This window comes from Cupriavidus consociatus, assembly GCF_017814975.1.
GTDB lineage: Bacteria > Pseudomonadota > Gammaproteobacteria > Burkholderiales > Burkholderiaceae > Cupriavidus > Cupriavidus consociatus.
On sequence record NZ_JAGIQA010000002.1, the window covers coordinates 1 to 22,031 of the forward strand.

23 protein-coding genes and 1 pseudogene are annotated in these 22,031 nt (G+C 69.4%); 12 read left to right on the top strand and 12 right to left on the bottom strand.

The window, feature by feature from the left end:
* Both J8I82_RS38235 and J8I82_RS03230 read left to right on the top strand, forming a co-directional pair.
* Positions 1–129, top strand: a pseudogene (locus J8I82_RS38235) (bifunctional UDP-4-keto-pentose/UDP-xylose synthase); the annotation flags it as partial.
* A 13-nt stretch (positions 130–142) separates the two neighbouring features.
* Complete coding sequence (locus J8I82_RS03230) at positions 143–1,042, top strand: polysaccharide deacetylase family protein (RefSeq protein WP_209754421.1); 900 nt, start codon at positions 143–145, stop codon at positions 1,040–1,042.
* Between the two features lie 168 nt (positions 1,043–1,210).
* On the opposite strand, the gene J8I82_RS03235 is transcribed toward J8I82_RS03230, so the two are convergent.
* The 4 genes from J8I82_RS03235 to J8I82_RS03250 all read right to left on the bottom strand — a co-directional run bounded on the left by J8I82_RS03235 (position 1,211) and on the right by J8I82_RS03250 (position 6,395).
* Positions 1,211–3,631: a heavy metal translocating P-type ATPase gene (locus J8I82_RS03235; protein WP_209754422.1), complete on the bottom strand. Its 2,421-nt coding sequence runs from the start codon at positions 3,629–3,631 to the stop codon at positions 1,211–1,213.
* 71 nt (positions 3,632–3,702) lie between these two features.
* Positions 3,703–4,113: a VOC family protein gene (locus J8I82_RS03240; protein WP_063240632.1), complete on the bottom strand. Its 411-nt coding sequence runs from the start codon at positions 4,111–4,113 to the stop codon at positions 3,703–3,705.
* 132 nt (positions 4,114–4,245) lie between these two features.
* Positions 4,246–5,697 (bottom strand): heavy metal sensor histidine kinase, encoded by a 1,452-nt coding sequence (locus J8I82_RS03245; RefSeq protein WP_209754423.1) that lies wholly within the window; start codon positions 5,695–5,697, stop codon positions 4,246–4,248.
* Positions 5,694–6,395, bottom strand: a complete 702-nt coding sequence (locus tag J8I82_RS03250; RefSeq protein WP_209754424.1) for a heavy metal response regulator transcription factor — start codon at positions 6,393–6,395, stop codon at positions 5,694–5,696. The genes J8I82_RS03245 and J8I82_RS03250 overlap by 4 nt, the downstream gene beginning before the upstream one ends.
* Before the next feature lie 216 nt (positions 6,396–6,611).
* On the opposite strand from J8I82_RS03250, the gene J8I82_RS03255 reads away from it, so the two are divergent.
* Entirely contained in the window at positions 6,612–7,046 is a 435-nt protein-coding gene (locus J8I82_RS03255) for a hypothetical protein (RefSeq protein ID WP_209754425.1), read from the top strand.
* A gap of 77 nt (positions 7,047–7,123) precedes the next feature.
* On the opposite strand, the gene J8I82_RS03260 is transcribed toward J8I82_RS03255, so the two are convergent.
* Positions 7,124–7,438: an H-NS family nucleoid-associated regulatory protein gene (locus J8I82_RS03260; RefSeq protein ID WP_209754426.1), complete on the bottom strand. Its 315-nt coding sequence runs from the start codon at positions 7,436–7,438 to the stop codon at positions 7,124–7,126.
* A 281-nt stretch (positions 7,439–7,719) separates the two neighbouring features.
* Here J8I82_RS03260 and J8I82_RS03265 point away from each other — a divergent pair, with 281 nt between their 5' ends.
* The gene (locus tag J8I82_RS03265) at positions 7,720–7,995 is read left to right on the top strand and encodes a hydroxyquinol 1,2-dioxygenase (RefSeq protein ID WP_209754427.1); all 276 of its coding nucleotides are present in this window, start codon (positions 7,720–7,722) and stop codon (positions 7,993–7,995) included.
* Between the two features lie 48 nt (positions 7,996–8,043).
* On the opposite strand, the gene J8I82_RS03270 is transcribed toward J8I82_RS03265, so the two are convergent.
* Both J8I82_RS03270 and J8I82_RS03275 read right to left on the bottom strand, forming a co-directional pair.
* On the bottom strand, positions 8,044–8,931 hold the full coding sequence (locus tag J8I82_RS03270) for a beta-keto acid cleavage family enzyme (RefSeq protein ID WP_209754428.1): 888 nt from the start codon (positions 8,929–8,931) through the stop codon (positions 8,044–8,046).
* Positions 8,928–9,905 carry a 3-hydroxyacyl-CoA dehydrogenase family protein gene (locus J8I82_RS03275; protein ID WP_209754429.1) on the bottom strand — a complete coding sequence of 326 codons (978 nt, stop codon included), beginning with the start codon at positions 9,903–9,905 and terminating at the stop codon, positions 8,928–8,930. The genes J8I82_RS03270 and J8I82_RS03275 overlap by 4 nt, the downstream gene beginning before the upstream one ends.
* Before the next feature lie 212 nt (positions 9,906–10,117).
* Between J8I82_RS03275 and J8I82_RS03280 the strand changes: the two genes are divergently transcribed.
* Positions 10,118–11,062 carry a LysR family transcriptional regulator gene (locus J8I82_RS03280; RefSeq protein WP_209754430.1) on the top strand — a complete coding sequence of 315 codons (945 nt, stop codon included), beginning with the start codon at positions 10,118–10,120 and terminating at the stop codon, positions 11,060–11,062.
* On the top strand, positions 11,059–11,208 hold the full coding sequence (locus J8I82_RS03285; RefSeq protein WP_209754431.1) for a hypothetical protein: 150 nt from the start codon (positions 11,059–11,061) through the stop codon (positions 11,206–11,208). The genes J8I82_RS03280 and J8I82_RS03285 overlap by 4 nt, the downstream gene beginning before the upstream one ends.
* 232 nt (positions 11,209–11,440) lie before the next feature.
* Here the strand turns inward: J8I82_RS03285 and J8I82_RS03290 are convergent, their stop codons facing one another.
* From J8I82_RS03290 to J8I82_RS03300, 3 genes are all read right to left on the bottom strand, one after another.
* Entirely contained in the window at positions 11,441–11,611 is a 171-nt protein-coding gene (locus J8I82_RS03290) for a hypothetical protein (protein ID WP_165971468.1), read from the bottom strand.
* Between the two features lie 190 nt (positions 11,612–11,801).
* Positions 11,802–12,473 carry a GntR family transcriptional regulator gene (locus J8I82_RS03295; RefSeq protein ID WP_209754432.1) on the bottom strand — a complete coding sequence of 224 codons (672 nt, stop codon included), beginning with the start codon at positions 12,471–12,473 and terminating at the stop codon, positions 11,802–11,804.
* 3 nt (positions 12,474–12,476) lie between these two features.
* Positions 12,477–14,231 (bottom strand): IlvD/Edd family dehydratase, encoded by a 1,755-nt coding sequence (locus tag J8I82_RS03300; RefSeq protein ID WP_209754433.1) that lies wholly within the window; start codon positions 14,229–14,231, stop codon positions 12,477–12,479.
* Positions 14,232–14,489: 258 nt separating this feature from the next.
* Between J8I82_RS03300 and J8I82_RS03305 the strand changes: the two genes are divergently transcribed.
* The 3 genes from J8I82_RS03305 to J8I82_RS03315 all read left to right on the top strand — a co-directional run bounded on the left by J8I82_RS03305 (position 14,490) and on the right by J8I82_RS03315 (position 17,006).
* Complete coding sequence (locus J8I82_RS03305) at positions 14,490–15,524, top strand: Bug family tripartite tricarboxylate transporter substrate binding protein (protein ID WP_209754434.1); 1,035 nt, start codon at positions 14,490–14,492, stop codon at positions 15,522–15,524.
* A 262-nt stretch (positions 15,525–15,786) separates the two neighbouring features.
* A complete protein-coding gene (locus J8I82_RS03310) occupies positions 15,787–16,686 on the top strand; it encodes an NAD(P)-dependent oxidoreductase (RefSeq protein ID WP_431831523.1) in 900 nt (299 codons plus the stop codon).
* Between the two features lie 143 nt (positions 16,687–16,829).
* A complete protein-coding gene (locus tag J8I82_RS03315) occupies positions 16,830–17,006 on the top strand; it encodes a glycine zipper 2TM domain-containing protein (protein ID WP_029046952.1) in 177 nt (58 codons plus the stop codon).
* 103 nt (positions 17,007–17,109) lie between these two features.
* On the opposite strand, the gene J8I82_RS03320 is transcribed toward J8I82_RS03315, so the two are convergent.
* Both J8I82_RS03320 and J8I82_RS03325 read right to left on the bottom strand, forming a co-directional pair.
* On the bottom strand, positions 17,110–17,934 hold the full coding sequence (locus J8I82_RS03320; RefSeq protein WP_209754436.1) for a glycosyltransferase family 2 protein: 825 nt from the start codon (positions 17,932–17,934) through the stop codon (positions 17,110–17,112).
* A gap of 29 nt (positions 17,935–17,963) precedes the next feature.
* A complete protein-coding gene (locus tag J8I82_RS03325; RefSeq protein ID WP_209754437.1) occupies positions 17,964–18,224 on the bottom strand; it encodes a phosphopantetheine-binding protein in 261 nt (86 codons plus the stop codon).
* A 388-nt stretch (positions 18,225–18,612) separates the two neighbouring features.
* Here J8I82_RS03325 and J8I82_RS03330 point away from each other — a divergent pair, with 388 nt between their 5' ends.
* From J8I82_RS03330 to J8I82_RS03340, 3 genes are read left to right on the top strand one after another with little or no spacing between them, the layout of a single operon-like run.
* Positions 18,613–19,284, top strand: a complete 672-nt coding sequence (locus J8I82_RS03330; protein WP_209754438.1) for a COG4648 family protein — start codon at positions 18,613–18,615, stop codon at positions 19,282–19,284.
* A gap of 19 nt (positions 19,285–19,303) precedes the next feature.
* The gene (locus J8I82_RS03335; protein ID WP_209754439.1) at positions 19,304–21,016 is read left to right on the top strand and encodes an AMP-binding protein; all 1,713 of its coding nucleotides are present in this window, start codon (positions 19,304–19,306) and stop codon (positions 21,014–21,016) included.
* Positions 21,010–21,987, top strand: coding sequence for a lysophospholipid acyltransferase family protein (locus tag J8I82_RS03340; RefSeq protein WP_209754440.1), 978 nt, complete (start codon positions 21,010–21,012; stop codon positions 21,985–21,987). Before J8I82_RS03335 ends, J8I82_RS03340 begins: the two co-directional genes overlap by 7 nt.
* The last annotated feature ends 44 nt before the right edge of the window (positions 21,988–22,031 follow it).

The following is a 22,031-nucleotide window of genomic DNA, read 5'->3' on the forward strand; positions in this document are numbered from 1 at the left end:
ATCGACAACACCATCGAAGCGCTGGGCTGGAAGCCCGAGGTCACGATGGAGCAGTCGCTGCGCCGCATCTTCGAGGCGTATCGCTGCAAGGTGGTCGAAGCGCGCACGCTGGTCGACTCGGCCAACTGAGCACGCACCGCAGATGGCACGCATTGCCCTGAAGGTCGACGTCGACACGCTGCGCGGCACGCGCGAAGGCGTGCCGAAGCTGTTGTCGATGCTGAACGCCGCCCAGGCACAGGCCACGTTCCTGTTCAGCCTCGGGCCAGACCATACCGGCTGGGCGCTGCGGCGCGTGTTCCGGCCGGGCTTCCTGAAAAAGGTGTCGCGCACCTCGGTGGTATCGAACTACGGCTTGCGCACGCTGATGTACGGCGTGCTGCTGCCGGGCCCGGACATCGGGCGCAAGGGGGCGGCGCAAATGCGCGCGGCCCGCGCCGCCGGCCACGAGTGCGGGATCCACACGTGGGACCACGTCTACTGGCAGGACAACGTGCGCGAGCGCGATGCGGCCTGGACCCGGCGCCAGATGCAGCAGGCGTTCGCGCGCTACACCGAGATCTTCGGCGAAGCGCCGGCGACGCATGGCGCGGCGGGCTGGCAGATGAACGAGGATGCATTCCGCCAGATCGACGACTGGGGCATGGCCTATGCGTCGGACGGGCGCGGCACGGCGCCTTATATCCCCACCATCGACGGCGTGCCGTGCCGGCACGTGCAGATGCCGACCACGCTGCCGACGCTGGACGAGTTGATCGGCACCGACGGGCTGACCGAAGACAATGTCCATACCGCGCTGCTGCAACTGACCGCAGGCCCGGGCGACCATGTCTTTACGCTGCATACCGAACTGGAAGGCGGCAAGCTGGCGCCGGTGTTCGAGCGGCTGCTGGCGGGATGGCGCGCGCAGGGGCACGAGCTGGTGTCGATGGCGGCGTGGTATCGCGGGCTGGAGCGAAGCGGGCTGCCGCGGCTACCGGTCACGTGGGGGGAGATTCCGGGGCGGAGCGGGGAGTTGATTATCCAGCCGCAGGTGGGCTGACGAGGCCTCCACAATACCGACTGGGTGCTCCCTCTCCCGCTTGCGGGAGGGGGTTGGGGTGAGGGCAGGTGTGCCCACGAAGTCCAGGCTAGTGGCATGCCAGGGCCTGCCCTCACCCCCGGCCCCTCTCCCGCTTGCGGGAGAGGGGTACAAACCATCAGCCGTTGGTTAAGCCCCGCGCTGCGCTCCCACCCGCAGCCCATTGAACACCACCAGCAAACTCGCCCCCATATCGGCGAACACCGCCATCCACATCGTCCCCATCCCCATCACCGTCAGCGCCAGGAAAACCCCCTTGATGCCCAGCGCCAGCGTGATGTTCTGCACCAGGATGCGCGAGGTGCGGCGCGACAGGCGGACGAACTCCGGGATCTTGCGCAGATCGTCGTCCATCAGCGCCACGTCGGCGGTCTCGATGGCGGTGTCGGTGCCGGCCGCGCCCATGGCGAAGCCGATATCGGCACGCGCCAGCGCCGGCGCATCGTTGATGCCGTCGCCGACCATGCCGATGCGGCCGCTGCGCGCATGCGCGGCGTCGGCCAGCGCGGCGATGCCGTCGGCCTTGTCCTGCGGCAACTGGTTGCCGCGCGCCTCGTCGATGCCGACCTCGGCCGCGATGGCTTGCGCGGTATGCGGGTTGTCGCCCGACAGCATCAGCGTCTTCACGCCCAGCGCATGCAGTTCGGCGATTGCCTGCCGGCTGGTCTGGCGTACCGTATCGGCTACCGCGAAGAGTGCAAGCGCGGTGGCGGCGCCGTTGTCTTCGACGCGTGCCAGCAGCACCACGGTCTTGCCTTCGCGCTCGATCGCTTCCAGCCGCGCCTCCAGCGCCGGAGAGCAGGCGCCCAGGTCATGCACCAGCCGGTGGTTGCCAAGCCGGTATTCCACGCCCTGCACCGTGCCGCGCGTGCCGCGGCCCGCGAGCGCCTCGAAATCGTCCACCGGCAACGTCGCAATGCCCTCGCCCGCCGCCGCCGCGGCCACCGCGCGCGACACCGGGTGGTCCGAGCGCGCGGCCAGGCTGGCGGCAATGGCGCGCGCCTGCGGCGGTGCGTCGCCCAGCAGCGCATGGCCGGTCTGCACCGGCTTGCCGTGCGTGATCGTGCCGGTCTTGTCCAGCGCCACCCAGGCCAGGTGCCGGCCCTGCTCCAGGTAGACCCCGCCCTTGACCAGGATGCCCCGGCGCGCGGCCGCGGCCAGGCCGCTGACGATGGTCACCGGCGTGGAGATCACCAGCGCGCACGGGCAGGCGATCACCAGCAGCACGAGCGCCTTGTAGATCCAGTCGGCCCAACCGCCGCCAGCCAGCAGCGGCGGCACCACCGCCACCGCCACCGCAATCGCAAACACCGTGGGGGTGTAGATGCGCGAGAACTGGTCGACAAAGCGCTGCGTCGGCGCGCGTCTGCCCTGCGCGGCTTCCACCGCGTGGATGATGCGCGCCAGCGTCGAGTCGCTGGCCGGCGCGGTCACGGTGTATTCCAGTTCGCCGGACTGGTTGATCGAGCCGGCGAAGAGCGGATCGCCCTCGGCCTTGTCGACCGGCGCGCTTTCGCCGGTGATCGGCGCCTGGTCCAGCGCCGACTGGCCGCGCACGACCATGCCGTCCAGCGCCACGCGCTCGCCGGGGCGCAGCCGCACCAGCGCGCCAACGGCGACGCTGGCCGCGGACACGGCTTCCCAGCTGCCGTCGTCGCGGCGCACTGTCGCCTGCTCCGGCGCCATCGCCATCAGTCCGCGGATTGCATTGCGAGCGCGGTCCAGCGAGGCGGCCTCGATGCGCTCGGCCAGCGCGAACAGCACCATCACCATCGCCGCTTCGGGCCACTGGCGCAGCAGCAACGCGCCGGTAACGGCGATGCTCATCAACGCATTGATATTCAGGTTGCCGTTGCGCAGCGCGATCCAGCCCTTGCGGTAAGTGGTCAGGCCGCCCAGCGCCACCGCCGCCAGCGCCAGCGCGGCCGGCAACCACGGCAGGCCGAGCGCCAGCCATTCGGTCGCTTCCGCGCCGACCGCGGCCACGCCGGCCAGCGCCAGCGGCCACCACGGCTTGCGCGCGGTGGTCTCGGGCAGCACCTGCTGCGCGGCTTCGGCATCCAGCGGCACCGCCTGCATGCCGAGGCTGCGGATGGCAGCGACCACCGGCTCCGGCGACGGCAGCGTATGGTGGACCGTCAGCACTCGCTGGATCAGGTTGAACTCCAGCGCCGCCACGCCGGCCATATTGCCCAGCTTGTTGCGGATCAGCGTTTCCTCGGTGGGGCAGTCCATCGCGTCGATGCGATAGGCAGCCGTGCGGGCGCCGGCCGGCACCTCGACGGGCGCGGCTGCCGCTGCCGGCGTCAGGGCAATCGTTGACGAGCAGCCACCTCCGCAGCAGGTGTGCGCCTCGGCAGCCGGAGCGGCCTGCGAAAGTCCGTGATCGTGATCGTGGGCATGAGCGTCGCCATGATCGTGATCATGCGTGTGATCGTGCCCGTGATCATGGGCGTGATCGTGGCCATGTTCATGGCGGTGTTTGGAGTGATCGTGCCCCGGGCGGGCATGATCCCGGGGCAGTGCGTCTTCAGGTGACGTGCGAGCCATCTCTTGTTGTTCGCGTGGTTTGACCTGATGACATTGAAGACCCTGTAGCGGCTACAGAGTCAAGCGGGCCCTCAGTGCTCGCAATTGACCATCCACGACATGCCGAAGCGGTCGACCAGCATGCCAAAGCCTTCGGCCCAGAACGTCTTCTGGTACGGCACCACCACCTGGCCGCCTTCGGCCAGCCCGTTGAAGATGCGCTCGCCCTCTTCCTTGCTGACCGCGCCGACCGACAGGCTGAAGCCGCTGAAGGCCGGACGCTCGCCAGGGCGGCCATCGGAGGCCATCAGCTGGGTCTCGCCGAACTGGATATTGGCGTGCATCACCTTGTCCTTCCAGTCTTCCGGGATCTGCATGCCCTGGTCCGGCGGAGCCTCCTTGTAGCGCATCGCGAAGGTCACCTGCGCGCCCAGTACCTTGCCGTAGAACGCCACGGCTTCGTCGAAGCGGCCGCCAAAATCCAGATAGGGTTGCACCTGCATGTCACTCTCCTTGTGGGTTGTGATCCTGGTTGCGTATGGGTGCGCCGGCCGGAGTTGCCGCTGCCGGCACACGTGCGCCATTATGCGCGCGTGCCGGGCCCGTGCAAGCGCAGCGGCCCGCGGCGGGCCGGTTCAGGCCACCGTGGCGGGAGCCTGCGTCGCGGCGGCCGGGGTTTCAACCGGGAACTGCAGCGAAAACACCGTTTCGCCGTCAGCGCTGCGCACGGTCACGCTGCCGCCATGCAATCGCATGATGGTGTCGACGATTGCCAGCCCGAGGCCGGTCGAGGTGGCGGAATTGCGGCGCGACGGGTCCGCGCGGTAGAAGCGGCCAAAGATATGCGGCAGGGTGTCCGGCGGGATCGCCGGTCCCGCGTTGCTGACGCGGATGCAGGTGTTGGCCGCCCCACCGGGCGCGGGAACGCGCGTGGCATCCAGCTGCACCGTGGTTCCCTCGGGCGCGTGGCGCAGCGCGTTGTCGAGCAGGTTGGTGACCGCGCGCCGCAGCAGCGTCTGGTCGGCCTGCACCAGCGCGTGTCCGCCAACCGCCAGCGTGACGTCGCGGTCGGCCGCGACCGCCTCGAAATACTCGGCCATCTTGTCGAGCTCTTCACGCGCATCCAGCGTGCGCACGCCCAGTGCCACCTGCGCATGGTCGGCGCGCGCGAGGAACAGCATGTTTTCGATCATGCGCGCCAGCCGTTCGTACTCTTCCAGGTTCGATTCGAGCAGCGCCTCGTATTCCGCCGCGCCGCGGCTTTGCGCCAGCGTCACCTGGGTCTGGCCGATCAGGTTGCTGATCGGCGTGCGGAAATCATGCGCCAGGTCGGCGGAGAACTCTGAGAGCCGCGAGAAGCTGTCCTGCAGCCGCGCCAGCATGTCGTTGAACGCGGCCGCCAGCTCGCGCAGCTCGGCGGGCGCACTGCCCACATCGAGCCGCGTGGCGAGGCGGCTGGTGGTCACCGCGGCCGCATCGGTTGCCATGCGCCGCAGCGGCCGCAGCCCGCGCCGCGCCAGCACGAAACCGAGCCCCGCCGCCACTGCCGCGCCGCACAGCGTCGCCCACAGCAGCCGGTAGCGGTATTCGCGGATCAGCGCCACGCGATAGCCGGCATCGCGCAGCACCACGATCTCGACCGCCTTGTCGGAATCGCCGAGCTGGCCGAGCGCGGCAATGCCGCGCGAGGGCACGCCGTTGCGCGGACGCCAGGTCTGCAGCATGTCCTTCTCGGGCTGCGTACCGGCCGGCAGCACGCGCAGCGGCGGCACGGTCTCGTTGCGCGGATTGAGCGTGACGAGCGGCTCGCCCTGCCGGGTGCGGACCACCAGGATCAGCCCTTCATGGCCCATGGCGATATCGGCGAAGCGATGCGTATCGGCGCGGATCTCGGCCTCGCTGCGCACTTCACGCAGCAGGTGGCGCACCAGCAGCACTTCGCCTACCAGTTCGCTCTCATCACGGCCCTCAAGCTGAGCCGACAGCGCGCTGGACAGGTACGCGGCCACGCTCACCAGGATGGCGGCCGTGGCCAGGCCGTACGCCAGCGCCAGCCGCGTGGTCAGGGACGACGGCAGCCGCATCATGCCGCGGCGGGCCCGAAGCCATCGCTGTCTTCGCCATCATCCAGGACATAGCCCATGCCGCGCCGGGTATGGATCAGCTTGCGCGGAAACGGGTCGTCGACCTTGGCGCGCAGGCGCCGGATCGATACGTCGACCACGTTGGTGTTGCTGTCGAAGTTGACGTCCCACACCTGGGACGCGATCAGCGAGCGCGACAGCACCTCGCCGCGGCGGCGCGCCAGCAGGTATAGCAGCGCAAATTCCTTCGAAGTCAGGTCAATCTTCTGGCCGGCGCGCACCACGCGGCGGCGGATGGCATCGATCTGCAGGTCGGCCACCTCGATGAATTCGCTCTCGCGCAACGGCCCGCGGCGCAGGATGGTGCGGATGCGCAGCACCAGCTCCGCGAAGGCGAACGGCTTGACCATGTAGTCGTCGGCACCAAGCTCCAGGCCCTTGAGGCGGTCGGACAACTCGTCGCGCGCGGTCAGGAACAGCACCGGCGTGTCGCGCTCGCGGCGCAGCTCGCGCAGCACCTGCCAGCCGTCCAGGTTCGGCAGCATCACGTCCAGCACGATCAGGTCGTAGGGGTGTTCGCGCGCGTGGGCCAGGCCGTCGACGCCGTCGCGCGCCAGGTCCACCACGAAGCCGGATTCAGTGAGGCCCTTGAGCAGGTAATCGCCCGCCTTGGGTTCGTCCTCGACAATCAGGATACGCATGTGTCAGTCACTTTCCGGCGGCACCAGTGCCGCCATGGCGTAACGCTAGCCGAGGACGGCCGGAAAAGGGCAAAGATTTCAGAAATGTCATCGCAAAGACGGCTTATTGCGGGTAAATGCCAGTAAAATGCGCGGTGACCGCCGGCCTGGCCGATGGTTCCCGCCGCGCGCCGCGCGAATTCGATTTCCTGTCCGCTTAGCCTTCGCCCGCCCCAGATGAAACGCCTGCCGCGCCTGTCCAACTCCCTGCTGCTGTCGCTTGCCATGCTCGCGCCGGTATCCGGCGCCCTTGCAGCCGTGACGACCGTATGCAGCGCGGTGCAGGCCGCGGGGCTGTCGCTGCCGGAACGGCACGCGGCGGCCAAGATGGAAGCCGAAGCCGCACTGGGCGGCGGCAGCGAAGGCAGCTGCCGTGGCGCCGCCGTGCAGGTCATGGTGGAGCCCGGCGGACAAGGCGTGCCGCTGCAACTGCAGGAGGGGGCGCCGCAGCCGTCCAACGACGACACCGCAGCGCTTCCGGGCCAACCTGCCACCGCCGCGGGCGAACTGCCGGAACTGCCACCCGAGGTCATGGCCCACTGGGCGCATGCGGCCCCGATGGCGACACCAGCGGTATTCAACGACCTGCTGCCTTTTGCCACGCGCTGCTGAAGCGCCACGCCGCGCCTGGCGGCGTTCCTGACTGCTGCCCGCTTGTTGCCGCAAGCCGCTGGCGCCGCGCGTGCGGCTTATTCGACGCGAAAGAACTCGATCGATTGCCCCGCATTGACCGCGCGCTGCAGCCAGTCGGGGTATTCGCCCACGCCGTCCCAGCTTTGCCCCAGGGCATTGCGGTAGAGCGGACGCGGTGCGCCGTTGGTCTTGGCGCTGACAACATCGGCGCCGGTCTCGGGAGCGGCCTTGCGTGAGGATTCCACAGCGGGCGCCGGGACCTTGTCGAAGCATCCCGCGGCGACCAGGTCGTCAAGCGTCAGCGCATGACGGTCCATTTGCTCGTGGATCCACGCCACCGCAGCGAGTTTGGCTGAATCAGACTCGGACATGACTATCGTGAGAGGCCCGCTGCATTTCCGCGGGCAATGAAGACCGGCGATGGAACCACAGGCCGGTCGGATAGCCGTGATTCTACAGCCTTTGCCGGCGCTGCCGGCATTTGCGCGCGACGGCGCAGCGCATTTCCTCGCTTTTGCCGTGCGCTTGCCGCGCAGGCCAATGCTGCATGACGGCAATGTCATGTGGGCGTCATGCTGGCGTGGATGGCGAGTGCCTAGACTTCTCTCTACCGCCACCCGTCCCGGGCTGGCAACCTTACGGAGAAGCATCCATGCAAGCACTCAGGCAAGTCTTTGTCGCCACCGCACTGGTTGCGGCCGTGGTCGGCACCGCGCAAGCTGCACCGCGCGGCGTCGATCCGTTCAGCGACGGCGCGCACAGCGTCACGGGCACGCGCAGCCCGTTCACCGACGGCGCGCGTACGGCCACCGGCACCCGCAACAGCTTTACCGATGGCGCACACACCGCCACCGGCACGCGCAGCACGTTCACCGACGGCGCGCACAACCCGAACGGCCCGCGCGACAGCTTCAGCGACGGCGCCTGACCTGCGCCGCCCGCCACGCGGCCGCCACGCCGCGCACGCGGGACCGCATCAGCGCACCGCGCCGTAGATCCGGCGCGCATCCGCGGCGTCGGCGATCGGCCGGCCCAGCGTGAGCCCGCCCTGCACGGCCTGCGCCACCAGCGCGGCGTTGCCGGGCGCGCGGCTGCCGTCGCGCAGCAGCAGGTTGTTCTCGAAGCCCACTCGCACATGGCCGCCGAACGCGGCGGCCGCGGTCACACAGGCATTCTCCTCTCGGCCGAAGGCGCAGATCGCCCACGGCAGCGCATCGTCGCTTTCCGCGGCCACCTGCAGGAACGGCAGCAGGTCGTGTGGCGACGAGACCTGCCCCGCGGAATAGCGCCCCAGCACATACAGCAGCGACCACGCACCCGCCGGCACCAGCCCGCGTTCACGAAGCCCATGCCAGCGGCGCACGTCGGCCGCGTCGTACAGGATCACCTGCGTCATCACCCGCTCGCGCGCCAGCCAGGCGAAGTACGCGGCCAGCTCGCTTTCCGGGATCTCCGGCACCGCCACCTCGCGCAGGCCCACTGACACCGCTTCGGGCCGCAGCTCGCGCACCATTGCCATCTGCGCGGGGGCCTTGTACACGCCGGCGGCTTCGCTGGTCACCTGCACCAGCAATGCGTCACCGACCGCCTGCCTGACGGCGGCCAGCGCGTCGCGGTAGGCCTGCACATCGAGCGAATGGCGACCCTGCGCGTCGCGCACGTGCATATGCATCATGGCGGCGCCGGCCTCGACGCAGGCGCGCGCTTCCTGTGCCAGTGCCGCCGCGGTCAGCGGCACCGCGGGATGGTCGGCAACCTGCTTGTAGGCGCCGTTGGGCGCCACCGTGACAATCAGCGGCGAATCGGCCAGCGCCGCGCGGGTGGCGGCGGATGGTGCCGAGGCGGATGGATTGGCTTGGGTCATGGCTGGATCTCGGGCAATTCAGGGGCGATCAGGTCGAGGCCGGCACGCAGCAGGCAATCGTAGCGCGCGCGCTCGGCGGCAATGGCTTCGGGGCTCCAGACATAGAAGCCCTCGCCGCGCTTCATGCCGTGGCGCCCGTCGGCCGCGCGCTCGGCCAGGCAGCGCGCGGGTTGGTCGTCATTGCAGAAGCTCGGATACATGGTGGCACCGGCGGCGGCATGCACGTCGATGCCGGCATGGTCGCGCTGCAGCACCGGGCCCGCGGCCAGGAAGCGGAAGCCGAAGCCGAAGCGCACCGCCGCATCCACGTCCTCGGGCGAGGCGATGCCGCGGTCGATCAGGCTGAAAGCCTCGCGCGACAGCGCATGCTGCAGCCGGTTGGCAAGGAAGCCGGGCAGGTCCTTGCGCACTTTCACCGGCACCATCGCGCAGCGGCGCATGAACGCGATCAGCGCGTCGGCGCAGCCTTCGTCGCTGTCCTCGCCCATCACCACTTCGACCAGCGGCACCAGGTGCGCCGGCATGAAGAAATGCAGGCCCAGCATGCGCTCGCGCGACTCCAGCCCGGCTCCGATCGCGCTGATCGGGAAGCTGGAGCTGTTGCTGGCGAGCACCGCGTCCGGCCGCGCGCGCCAGACCAGCTCGGCGAACAGTTGCTGCTTGAGTTCCAGGCGCTCGGGGATGCACTCGATCACGAGGTCGACGGTCTCCCAGTCGACCTGGTCCAGCGTGGCGGCCACGGACAGGCATGGGGCACCTTCGGCGCGGCCGATGGCGGCCAGGTTGTCGCGCACCCGCCCGGGCAGCGCGGCGCCGCGCGTGGCGTCAGGCTCGATCACGGTGGTGCGGCACAGGGCGCGCGTCAGCACCACGGCGACGTCGGCGCCCATGGTGCCGCCGCCCACCACCACCGCGTGGGCGGCGCCGGGACGGACCAGCGGACTGGCGGTGACCGGTTCGGTCGGGTTCGGCATAGGTACTCCGGGGGAATCCTGCGGGATTGGCGGGGTGCCCGGCCGCAGTGGCACGCCGGGCAACGGAATCCCGGCAGTGTAGAGAACTCGCTTTGATTGATGAAGTCGATTCTATGGATAAAATGATCCACAAATCAGATCAATCGCACGATCAGACCCGTCGTGCCTCTCATGTCCTCTGCGGCGCACACAGCGCCCGCCACCTCCTGACCATGAAAATCAACCTGTCGATGCGGGACATCGAGACCACGCTGGTGCTCGGCCGTACGCTCAATTACCGCCAGGCCGCCAGCCAGCTGCACCTGTCGCAGTCCGCCCTGTCCACGCAGATCCTGCGTATCGAGGAATCGCTCGGCGTGCGCCTGTTCGACCGCACCACCCGCACCGTGCGCCTGACCGCCGCGGGCCAGGTCTTCATGCAGCAGGCCGCGCTGCTGCAGGCCGCCTTCCGCGGCGCCATCGACGCCGTCACCGGCATTGCCAGCGCCGAGCGCGGCCAGGTGGCGGTGGCCGCGCTGCCGTCGCTCGCGGCCCGCATGCTGCCGCGCGTGCTGATGGCCTACCACCGGGCGCGCCCGGAAGTAGCGCTGAAGGTGATCGACACGCTCTCCGGCCCGGCCTTCGACCTGGTGCGCGCGGGCGAGGTGGACTTTGCGCTGACCGCGGCCGATCCGCAGCAGGCCGACCTGCAATACGAGCCGTTGCTGTCCGACCGCTTCGTGCTGCTGATCCCCTCGGCGCACCCGATGGCGCGCAGCAGCGGCCCGTTGCGCTGGGCCGATACCGCCGCCGCCCCGCACGTCTCGATGACGCATCCCAGCAGCGTGCGCCAGTACGCCGAATGGGCCTTCCTGCAAAACAGGATCCGCTTCCAGCCGGTGTTCGAGGCCGAGCACCTTGCCACCATCGCAGCCATGGTCGAATGCGGCTTCGGTGTGGCGGCGCTGCCGGAGATCGCAGCCGGCACGGTGCGCCAGTCCGGCATCGTAGAGAGGCTGCTGACCGCGCCCGTGACCGAGCGCTCGATCGGGCTGGTGACCTCGCGCAACCGCACGCTGTCGCCCGCCGCCGCCGAACTTGCCGCGGCGGTGCGCGCGCAGCTGGCGCATCCCCCCGCTGCCGGCACCGACGCCGCCGCCACGACGGCCAGCGCATGAGCATCATCGTCGATATCCTGATCCTGGCCGGCGCGCTGCTGATCGTCGCGGTGGTGCAGGTCACGGCCGCGCGGCTGGTCTGCTTGCCGGCGTGCTGGAGGACCGCTTCCAGCCCGCCGGCGAAGGCCTGGCCGAGATGCGGGTGAAATTCGGCGACTACCGAGGCGCTGGAACGGCGCCTGCTGATGCTGTTTGCGCTGCGCAAGGGGGCTGTCGCTGGAAACGATGCGCGAGGAAGCGGTGATTTCGAAGCAGGCGTTCAACCAGATCGCCCAGGCGATACAGCAGGCATGGCAGGCCAGCCGGCTGCGTCCGCCGCTGCGCGACGGACGGCACGGGCGCCAGGACAGGCCCGGCATGCAGCCGGGCCCGCAGGCTTCAGGAAGGGTCTTTGGTACGCGTGCGGGAGACGGCCATCATGATGCCCACGCCGAGCACGATCAGGCAGGCAATGCCGATATAAACGGTCGCGAGGCCGGCCGTCGACATCGCCCAGGCGATGCCGCCGACCAGTACCAGCAAGCCAATGATGTATAGCGCGAATGACATGAATCGGCTCCTTGCGGTGGTGACGCTGCTTCCAATGTAGGCAGAGTCACGCGCGCTAGGGATAGGACGATGGCGGACGGCGGCGTAGGCGGGTTCTGACTTCACTGTGATGCCGCAGCCATGCGGCGCGGGCTGCGGGCACTGCCCATTCCGGCATCCAGGCGGCATCCAGGCACCGTCGACGCGGCGCTCAGGCCGCGCCCCGGGCCTGCGCCGCGGCGAGATAGGCATCGCGCGACGGCAGCAGATGGCGGCGGCACAGGTCGACCAGCGCCTCGCGGTCGCCCTGCTGCAACGCCTCGATCATGGCCCAGTGCTCCTGCCGCGCGCGCTCGCGATAGGCCGCGGCCGCCAGCGTGCCGAAGCGGATCGGATGGGTGCGGCGCGCATAGTCGCCGATGGCCTGCTGCAGCACGGCATTGCCGGTCAGCGCGAACAGCTCGCGGTGGAAGGCCTGGTTGATGCGGAACACCGCGCGCGCATCGCCGGCGGCCACGGCGGCGTCGTGCTGCTTCTGCACGGCGGCCAGCGGCGCCAGCCGCGCCGGCGGCACCGGCAGGTCGATCTGCGCGGCAGCATGGCATTCCAGCACCTCGCGCAGTGCGTACAGCTCCAGCACCTCGCGCGCCGAGAACGCGCGCACCACCGCGCCGACGTTGCGCTTGCGCTCGACCACGCCGATCGCCTCCAGCCCCGCCAGCACCTGCCGCACCACATGCCGCTTGAGGGCGAAGCGCGCCATCAGGTCGTCCTCGGTGAGCCGCTCGCGCGGATGCAGGCGGCCGAAGACGATGTCTTCCTCCAGCGTATCGACGGCCTGCTGCATGGCGCCGGCTTCGGCCTGTGGGCTGATGTCGTGCATGGCTCAGCGCTGGTGCGGCACGGTATCGACGGTCTGCGTCGCGCGCAGGAAGTCGAAGTCGACGCCCTGGTCGGCCTGCGTCACGGTCTCCAGGAACAGCTTGCGGTAGCCGCGCTCGGCACGCGGGCGCTCCACCGGCTGCGCCGCGGCGCGGCGGGCCAGTTCGGCGTCGTCGACCAGCAGCGTCAGGTCGCGCTCGCGCACCGACAGGCGGATGCGGTCGCCGCTCCGCACCAGCGCCAGCGGCCCGCCGATGGCCGCTTCGGGCGTCACGTGCAGCACGATGGTGCCGGCCGCGGTGCCGCTCATGCGGCCGTCCGAGATGCGCACCATGTCCTTGACGCCGGCGCGCGCCAGCTTGCGCGGGATCGGCATGTAGCCCGCTTCCGGCATGCCGGGCGCGCCGGTGGGCCCGATGCGCTTGAGCACCAGGATATCGTCGGGCCTGACGTCGAGCGCCTCGTCGTCGATGCGCAGCGCCATGTCCTCGGCGTTCTCGAACACCACCGCGCGGCCCTCGTGCTCCATCAGCACCGGATCGGCGGCGGACTGCTTGATGATGGCGCCGCCCGGTGCCAGGTTGCCGCGCAGCACGGCCAGGCCGCCGGCCGGGTAGATCGGGTCGGACGCGCTGCGGATCACGTCCTGCGCGAACGGGGGCGGCGCGGCGTCAAGCTCTTCGCCGAGCGTGCGGCCGGACACGGTCAGCGTGTCCAGGTGCAGCAGCGGGCGCAGCTCGCGCAGCAGCGCGGCCATGCCGCCGGCCTTGTGGAAGTCCTCCATGTAGTGCTGGCCGGAAGGCTTGAGGTCGACCAGCACCGGCGTCTCGCGGCTCATGCGGTCCAGTCCCGCCAGGTCGATATCGATGCCGAGACGGCCGGCAATGGCGGTCAGGTGCACGATGCCGTTGGTCGAGCCGCCGATCGCCAGCAGCACGCGCAGCGCGTTCTCGAAAGCCTTGCCGGTCAGGATGCGGTCCGGCGTCAGGCGCGCCCTGGCCATCGCCACCGCCGTGGTGCCGGTGCGCTCGGCCACGCGGATGCGGTCGGCCGTCACCGCGGGCGCCGACGCGCCGCCGGCCACCATCATGCCGAGCGCCTCGGTCACGCATGCCATGGTGCTGGCCGTGCCCATCACCGAGCAGGTGCCGACGCTGGCCACCAGCTGGTTGTTGACGTCGGCGATCTCGGCGGCATCGATCTCTTCCGCGCGATAGCGGCCCCAGTAGCGGCGGCAGTCCGTGCAGGCGCCCACGCGCTCGCCGCGATGCGCCCCGGTGAGCATGGAGCCCGTCACCAGCTGGATCGCCGGCACCCCGGCCGAGGCCGCGCCCATCAGCTGCGCCGGCACGGTCTTGTCGCAGCCGCCGATCAGCACCACCGCGTCCATGGGCTGCGCGCGGATCATTTCCTCGGTGTCCATCGACATCAGGTTGCGCAGGTACATGCTGGTCGGCGCGGAAAAGCTCTCGTGCACCGAAATGGTCGGGAAATCCACCGGCAGGCCGCCGGCCAGCATCACGCCGCGCCGGACCGCATCGATCAGCTGCGGCGCGTTGCCGTGGCAGGGGTTATAGCTGCTGCCGGTGTTGACGATGCCGATCACCGGCCGCGACAGCGCGTCGTCGGTATAGCCGGCGCCCTTGATAAAGGCCTTGCGCAGGAACAGCGAGAAGCCGGTGTCGCCGTAGTTGGTCAGCCCCTTGGCCAGGCCTTGCGGCGGGGGGGCGTCGGGCTTGCTGGGGTCGTTGGCGGACATGCGGGCAATCTCCAATGAAATTATTGATAATCTATGGCCACATAGCTTAGCGGCCATTGCAGGTCTAGCGCAAGCCCGGCAGCGTCCTGTGTTGATTAATTCATTATGGAGATCAGTCGATAGAAAAATACGGATTCATCAATCAAGCGGCCCGACCTACACTTGGCCCCGATAACGAGCCGGGCGTCATCCGCCGGCGGCCACCCGCCGCCCGCCGATCCATTCCATTCCAACGATTTCCCGGCACAGGAGACCCACATGCCTGGCATTACGCCCACGGCCGTCCGCGCCGCCACTGCGGCGCGCCGCACCCTTCGCCGCTCCGTCCTGGTCGCTTCTCTCGCATTTGCCGGCATGCTGCTCGCCCCGGTATCGGGCATGGCCGCGGACGCCTATCCCGCCAAGCCGATCCGGCTGGTCGTGCCCTATCCGCCCGGCGGCGCCACCGACGTGATCGGCCGCACGCTGGCCCAGCGCCTGTCGACTACGCTCGGCCAGCAGGTGGTGGTCGACAACCGCGCCGGCGCCGCGGGCAATATCGGCGCCGAGCTGGTCGCCAAGTCGCCCGCCGATGGCTATACCCTGCTGATGGGCGCGCTCACCAGCCACGCCATCAACGCCGCGCTGTACAAGAGCCGCGTGCCTTACGACCTGGAGAAGAGCTTTGCGCCGGTCTCGATCGTCGGCACGGTGCCGCTGGTGTTCGTGGTCAATCCTTCGGTCAGCGCCAGCAGCCTGCCGCAACTGGTCTCGCTGGCGAAATCCAGACCCGGCGCCATCACCTTTGCCTCGGCAGGCAACGGTTCGCCGCAGCACCTGGCCGGCGAGATGTTCAAGCGCATGACCGGCGTGGAGATGCTGCACGTGCCGTACAAGGGCAGCGGACCGGCCATGACCGACCTGATCGGCGGGCAGGTGCTGAGCATGGTCGAGACCGTTCCGGCGGCCCAGGCCTACGTGAAGAGCGGCAAGATCCGCGCCCTGGCGGTGGCCTCGTCCGAGCGCGTCAATGCGCTGCCCGACGTGCCGACCGCCACCGAGGCCGGGCTGAAGGATTTCGAAGTCAGCTCGATGTTCGGCATCGTCGCGCCGGCGGGCACGCCGGCACCGGTGATCGACCGGCTCGGCGCCGACCTGAAGAAGATCCTGGCCGAGCCGGAGGTCCAGGCCACCCTGCTCAAGCAAGGCGCAATTGCCACTTGGACCACGCCGGCGCAGGCGGGTGCGCGGATCAAGGCTGAGGTCGGCAAGTGGAATACGGTGATCCGGGAGGCGGGGGTGAAGCCGGAGTAGCCGCCGCCCGAAAGCAAGAACAGGCGCCGTACCGCTTGCTCTTGCCTGCTCTTGCCTGCCCGTGGTTAAGAACTCATGCGGTCCGGATACCCATGACATGGGTATTTCCGATTTAACAGTGACCTGGCTGCAAATCCCTCCCTGGTCACCCTGTTATGCACCCATACCGCCCTGCTGTATCTGTGCCCCGCCTGCTCCCGCCCGTATACTCTGGGGCCGGGCGCGCGGCCCCAGCCCGCGCCCTCACCGATTCCACAAACAGATCAAGCAACGGAGCAGCAGCATGCGTGTCGCATTTCTCGGCCTGGGCGTCATGGGTTTCCACATGGCCGGCCACCTCGCCGCCAAGGGGCACGAGGTCACGGTTTACAACCGCACCGCCGCCAAGGCGCAGGCCTGGGCCGAACAGTTCGGCGGCAAGGCGGCAGCGACTCCGGCACTGGCAGTGCGCGACGCACAGGTGGTGTGTTCCTGCGTCGGCAATGACGACGACCTGCGCGCGGTGCTGACCGGCCCTGATGGCGCCTTCTTCGGCGCGCCGAGCGGCTGCATTTTCGTCGACCACACCACGGCCAGCGCCAATGTCGCGCGCGAGCTCTACGCCGCGGCCGGCGAGCGCGGCCTGCACTTCGTCGACGGCCCGGTCTCGGGCGGCGAAGTCGGCGCGGAAAAAGGCATCCTGACCATCATGTGCGGCGGCGATGCCGACGTCTACGCGCGCGCCGAGCCGGTCATCGCCGCCTATGCCCGCGCCGTCACCCGCATCGGCGAGGCCGGCGCCGGGCAACTGGCCAAGATGGTCAACCAGATCAGCATTGCCGGCCTGATCCAGGGCCTGTCCGAGGCCATTGCCTTCGGCGAGCGCGCCGGGCTGGACATGCGGCTGGTGCTGGATGTCATCAGCAAGGGCGCCGCCGGCTCCTGGCAGCTGGAACACCGCGGCCCCACCATGATCGACGGCAAGTTCGATTTCGGCTTCGCGGTGGACTGGATGCGCAAGGACCTTGGCCTGTGCCTGGACGAATCGCGCCGCAACGGCGCCGCGCTGCCGGTGACCGCGCTGGTGGACCAGTTCTATGCCGACCTGCAGCAGATGGGATGCGGCCGCGCCGACACCTCGTCGCTGATCAAGCGCCTGCGTCAGCACGCAAAGGACGCTTGACATAACGCCTGCGCCACCTGGCGTCGTCCGATTCCTACAGCGATTTCGGCGCGTGACTGAAAGGCCGCCGGGCGGACCGTGCCTAAGCTGGACGTATGGGCCCGTCCACCCGGGCCGGCCCGGCAACGATGCAGGAGACCATCATGTGGAAACTCGCAGGCGCGCTCCTGATAGGCGCAAGCATGGCGCTGGCTGGTTGTACCGCAGCGGGCGCAGTGGCCGGCGGCGTGGCCGGCCATGAACTGACCGACGGCAGCACGGCCGGTACCATCGGCGGCGCCGTGGTTGGCGGCGTGATCGGGCACGAACTGGGCAAGTAACCGCTGACAGTCTCGCGCCGATCGGCACTGCAACCTCGGAAAGGCAGGAAGGCCGCATTGCGCGGCCTTCCTTGCTTTGGCGGGCATCGGCCGGCGGCCGTGCTCAGCGCAGGTGCCGGGGCGCCGCCTTGCCGGCCAGGCGCAAGCGCCGCCACAGCAGCACCGGCAGCCGCACCACGCAACCTGCCAGCAGCCGCAGGTGCATACCGGTCAGCAGCAGGTTGTCACGCAGGTAGCGAAAGTGCGAGACGCCGCCTTCGCCCCGTGCAAAGTAGCGGACCGGTGCGGCCACATTGATGGGGCGGACTCCACGCCAGCACAGGCGGACCGCCGCCTCGGGATCGAAATCGAAACGCCGCATCCAGCGCGTCTCGCGCATCACCGCGCGCAGCGGCGCGATCGGGTACACGCGGAAGCCATAGAGGGAATCGCCGATCCCGGCCCATAGCGTCTCGACATCGGCCCAGAAATTGGACATGCGCCGCCAGTAGACCCGTTCGCGAGGCGCGCTGTCGTCGAATACCGGCCGGCCCAGCACCAGCGCGTCCGGCTCGCGCTGCGACAGGGCCATGAACTCGGCGATCAGATGGGCGGGATGCTGGCCGTCCGAATCCATGACCAGCACATGGGTGAAGCCCTCGGCCGCCGCGGCTTCGATGCCGTGCAGCACGGCCGCGCCTTTGCCCTGGTTGGTGGGCAGCGTCAGCACGCGCAGCGCCGGGTCGGTGGCGGCTTCAGCGCGCAGCCAGCGCTCGCTGCCATCGGTGCTGCCGTCGACCACGACCCAGACCGGCGCCCACGCCGCGCGCGCCGCCTGCAGCGTGCCGTGCAAACGGGTGCCGGGGTTGAAGCTGGGGATCAGCACCAGGTGGGAACGGTGCGCTGCGTCGGCGCCCGGCGCGGGGCGTGGCGTGGCATGCTGGGGCATGTCGCGCTCCGGATCCCGGGTGGGCGGGCTTAGCTGGCGCGCTGCGCCGCGACGTAGGCGGCGAGGCTGCCGAGCGAGGCGAAAATGGTCTTGTTGTCGGGGTTGTCCGAACGCAGTTCGACCCCATACTTGCGCGACACCAGCAGGGCAATCTCCAGGATGTCGATGGAGTCCAGCCCGAAGCCTTCGCCGTAAAGCGGCGTGTCGGCGGTGACGTCTTCCAGTCGCAGGTCTGCGATGTCGAGTTCGTCGATGATCAGGCGGGCGAGTTCGGTTTCGAGTTCGGTCATGTTGCAACAGAGGGGCCGCCGCGGCACGCAGCCGGTCCGGATCGTCCCGGCGCGCCGTGGGGGCCAGCCGATGCTACCAAAGGCCCCGATGGCGGGCTAGCCGAGAGAAGTTTGGTAACAACATCAACTGGGCTTTGGGGAATCCTGGCCCCGCGCAGGAGGTCTTTTAAGGTATAAAGCGTTCGCTTCGGTAGCCTGGCACACTCGTGCGGCTTTTGAGTTTTGCCAATCTTGGGCCACCGATTGAAGTGCCGTTTGCCATACATGATAACGACTAACGATGTCCTCGAGCCAATCTTCCTTCCCCCACGGTCGGTCCGCGCCGGACCAGCCGATCGCCAGGGCCGCTACGCGGCAGGCATCCCCTTTGGTAGCCGGCCGGGGATGGATGTTCGGGGTCGCCGGGTTCGTCGCCTATGAATGCGCGCTGCATTATGCCGCCCATCGGGCAGGAGCCGAAGTCGCCGCATTGTTTCTTGGCGCCCTTCCGTTCGTTGCGATCGGTTTCCTGACGGCGTTGCGCACGGCCGGGCGCAAACCAGCGCTGTTCGCACTGTTTGCGGCATGCGCAGCGCTCTGGCTCTGGCGTACGCCGCTGTCGCACCATTTCGGCTGGACTTACCTGATGCAGCACGCGGGTGTCAACGTTGCGCTGGGGCTGATGTTCGGCCTGACCTTGCGTGCCGGCCGCACCCCCTTGTGCGCGCAGATCGCCGCCGCGTTGCACGGCGAACTGACGCCGTCGCACGCCCTCTATGCCAGGCGCGTGACGCAGGCCTGGACCTTGTTTTTCGCGGCCATGGCCGGCGCCTCGACGCTGCTGTTCGTGCTGGCACCGGTGGCGACATGGTCGAACTTCGCCAACCTGGGCACTCCCTTGCTGATCGCCGCGATGTTCGCGGCCGAAGCGGCATGCCGCCGCATCGCCTTCCCCGGCATGCGCCACGGCGGCCTGCTCGATGCGGTGCACGGCTATCGCGCCGTGATGGCGGCCCGGGCCGCCCGGGCCGAGGTGGCTGCCCGGACCGTGGCACCGGCCCGCACCGGGATGCAGCGCTGACGCGCGCCGCACTTCCGCCATGACTGCAATTCCGCTCATCGCGCATACCTCTCCTGCCGCCATCCTGGCATGGGTAAACGGCCGCCCCGTCACCGCGCGCAGGTTCCTGGCCGACGTGGCGCTGCTGGCCGCCGCGCTCCCGGAGGGAGGCCATGTCTTCAATGCCTGCGCCGACCGCTACCGCTTCACCGTCGGCCTGTGCGCCGCGCTGCTGCGCGGCAAGGCCACGCTGCTGCCGTCGTCGCAAACCCCCGAGACGGTGCGCCAGCTCTGTGCATTCGCACCGGATGTGTTTTGCCTGCGGGACCAGCCGGCCCCGGCAATGGCAATGCCGGTGTTCGAGTATCACGAGGGCGTTGCCGCCGCGGCGTCGGACGCGTGCGCCGATGTGCCGTCGATTCCTGCCGACCGTGTCCTGGCCTACGTCTTCACCTCGGGCTCGACCGGCACCCCGGTGCCGCACCGCAAGACCTGGGGCGCGATGGCCGGGGGCGCGCGTGCCGCGGCGCAACGGCTGGGCCTGTGCGACGGGCGCGCATGGACCCTGGTCGGCACGGTGCCGCCGCAGCATATGTTCGGCCTGGAAGCCACCGTCATGCTGGCGCTGCAGGGCGGCGCCGCGCTGGCGTCGGCGCCGGCGTTCTACCCCGCCGACGTCCGCGACGCACTGGCCGCGGTGCCCGCGCCGCGCGCGCTGGTCAGCTCGCCGGTGCACCTGCGCACGCTGGTGCAGGCGGACATGGCCATGCCAGCCGCCGACCTGCTGCTGTGCGCCACCGCGCCGCTCGGCCGCGAGCTGGCTACAGCGGCGGAAGACCTGTTCCGCGGCCCGTTGCGTGAAATCTACGGCAGCACCGAGACCGGCCAGCTTGCCACCCGCCGCACCGCGCAGGAAGAGATCTGGACGCTGGTGCCCGGCGTCCGGCTGCAGCCGCGCACGGCGGACGGCGACGAAGACACCATTACATGGGCCGAGGGCGGTCATCTCGAGCAGCCGGTGGCGCTCGGCGATGCCATCGAACCGCTGGATGCCGGGCACTTCCTGCTGCACGGCCGCAAGGGCGACCTGCTCAATATCGCCGGCAAGCGCACCTCGCTGGCCTACCTGGAGCACCAGCTCAATGCCATCGACGGCGTGCAGGACGGCGCCTTCTTCATGCCCGGCGACAGCCACGAAGGCGATGCGCACGGTCACGTGGTACGGCTGGTGGCAGTCGTCGTCGCGCCGGGCGTGACCTCGGCGGCGATCCTGCAGGCGCTGCGCGCACGCATCGACCCGGCCTTCCTGCCGCGCCCGCTGCTGTTCGCCGAACGCCTGCCGCGCAATGCCGCCGGCAAGCTGCCGCGCGACGCGCTGGCGGCGCTGGTGGCGCAGTTGTCCGAAGCCCGCGACCGCGCACCCGCGCTGCCCGCCTTTGTCATCGACGCCGGCCACCCCGCCATGGCCGGCCATTTCCCCGGCAATCCGATCGTGCCCGGCGTGGTGCTGCTCGACCACGCCTTGCTCGCGCTCGGATCCGCGCTGGGGCGGCCGCTGGTGCCTACGCAGGCCGGCACGATCAAGTTCCTCAGCCCCGTGCGCCCCGGGGAGCGGGTGGAAATCGAACACGACGCCGAGCCGGCCACGGACGGCAGCGAACGCCTGCGCATCACGCTGCGCAGCGCGGGACGCGAAGTGGCCAGCGGCACGCTACAGCTGCGCGCCTCTGCATCGGAGGGCACGCCATGCTGACCTGGCTGTGGAAACGACAGGCGCCGGTGCAGGCCACGGACTGGTCCCGGCGCAAGGAGCGCAGCAACATCCCGCTGCTGCGCCTCATGACGTGGATCTCGCTGGCGCTGGGACGTCCGGCCGGGCGCGTGGTGCTGCGCCTGATCGCGGCCTATTTCACGCTGTTCTCGCCGGCGGCGCGCCATGCCTCGCGCGCCTACCTGGACCGCGCGCTGGGCCGCGAGGCCAACTGGATCGACGGCTACCGGCATGTGTTCACCTTTGCCTCGACCATTCACGACCGCATCTACCTGCTCAATGGCCGCTTCGACCTGTTCGACATCCGCCTCCATGGCGAAGGCTTGCTCGAAGCCGCCATGGCGCGCGGCCGCGGCGCGATCCTGCTGGGCGCCCACCTGGGCAGCTTCGAGGTCGTGCGCGCGCTCGGCCGGCAGCACCCGGACATGGAAGTCGCCATCACCATGTACGAGGAAAACGCGCACAAGCTCAACGACGTGCTGCAGTCGATCAACCCTGCCATGCGCCAGGACGTGATCGCGCTGGGCCGCTTCGATACCATGCTGCGCGTGCGCGACTACCTTGACCGTGGCTACATGATCGGCATGCTGGCCGACCGTACCTTGTCGCAGCGCGCCACCGATCCGGTGCAGCAATGCGATTTCCTCGGCGCGCCCACCGGCTTCCCGACCGGGCCGCTGCGCATGGCCGCCATGCTGCGCCGGCCGGTGTTCTTCATCACCGGCCTGTATCGCGGCGGCAACCGCTACGATGTCCATTTCGTGCCGCTGGCGGACTTCTCGCAGACCGCGCGCGGCCAGCGCGAAGCCGCAGTGCAATCGGCACTGGACGGCTACGTGCGGCTGCTGGAGAAATTCAGCCGCAAGGCGCCGTACAACTGGTTCAACTTCTATGACTTCTGGCACGCCGGCCCGCCGCTCTCCGAGCAGCCGCCACCGGGCAACGAGCCATGAGCGCCCCGTGAGCGTCTTGAAAGCCTTCGACACTGATCCGATCT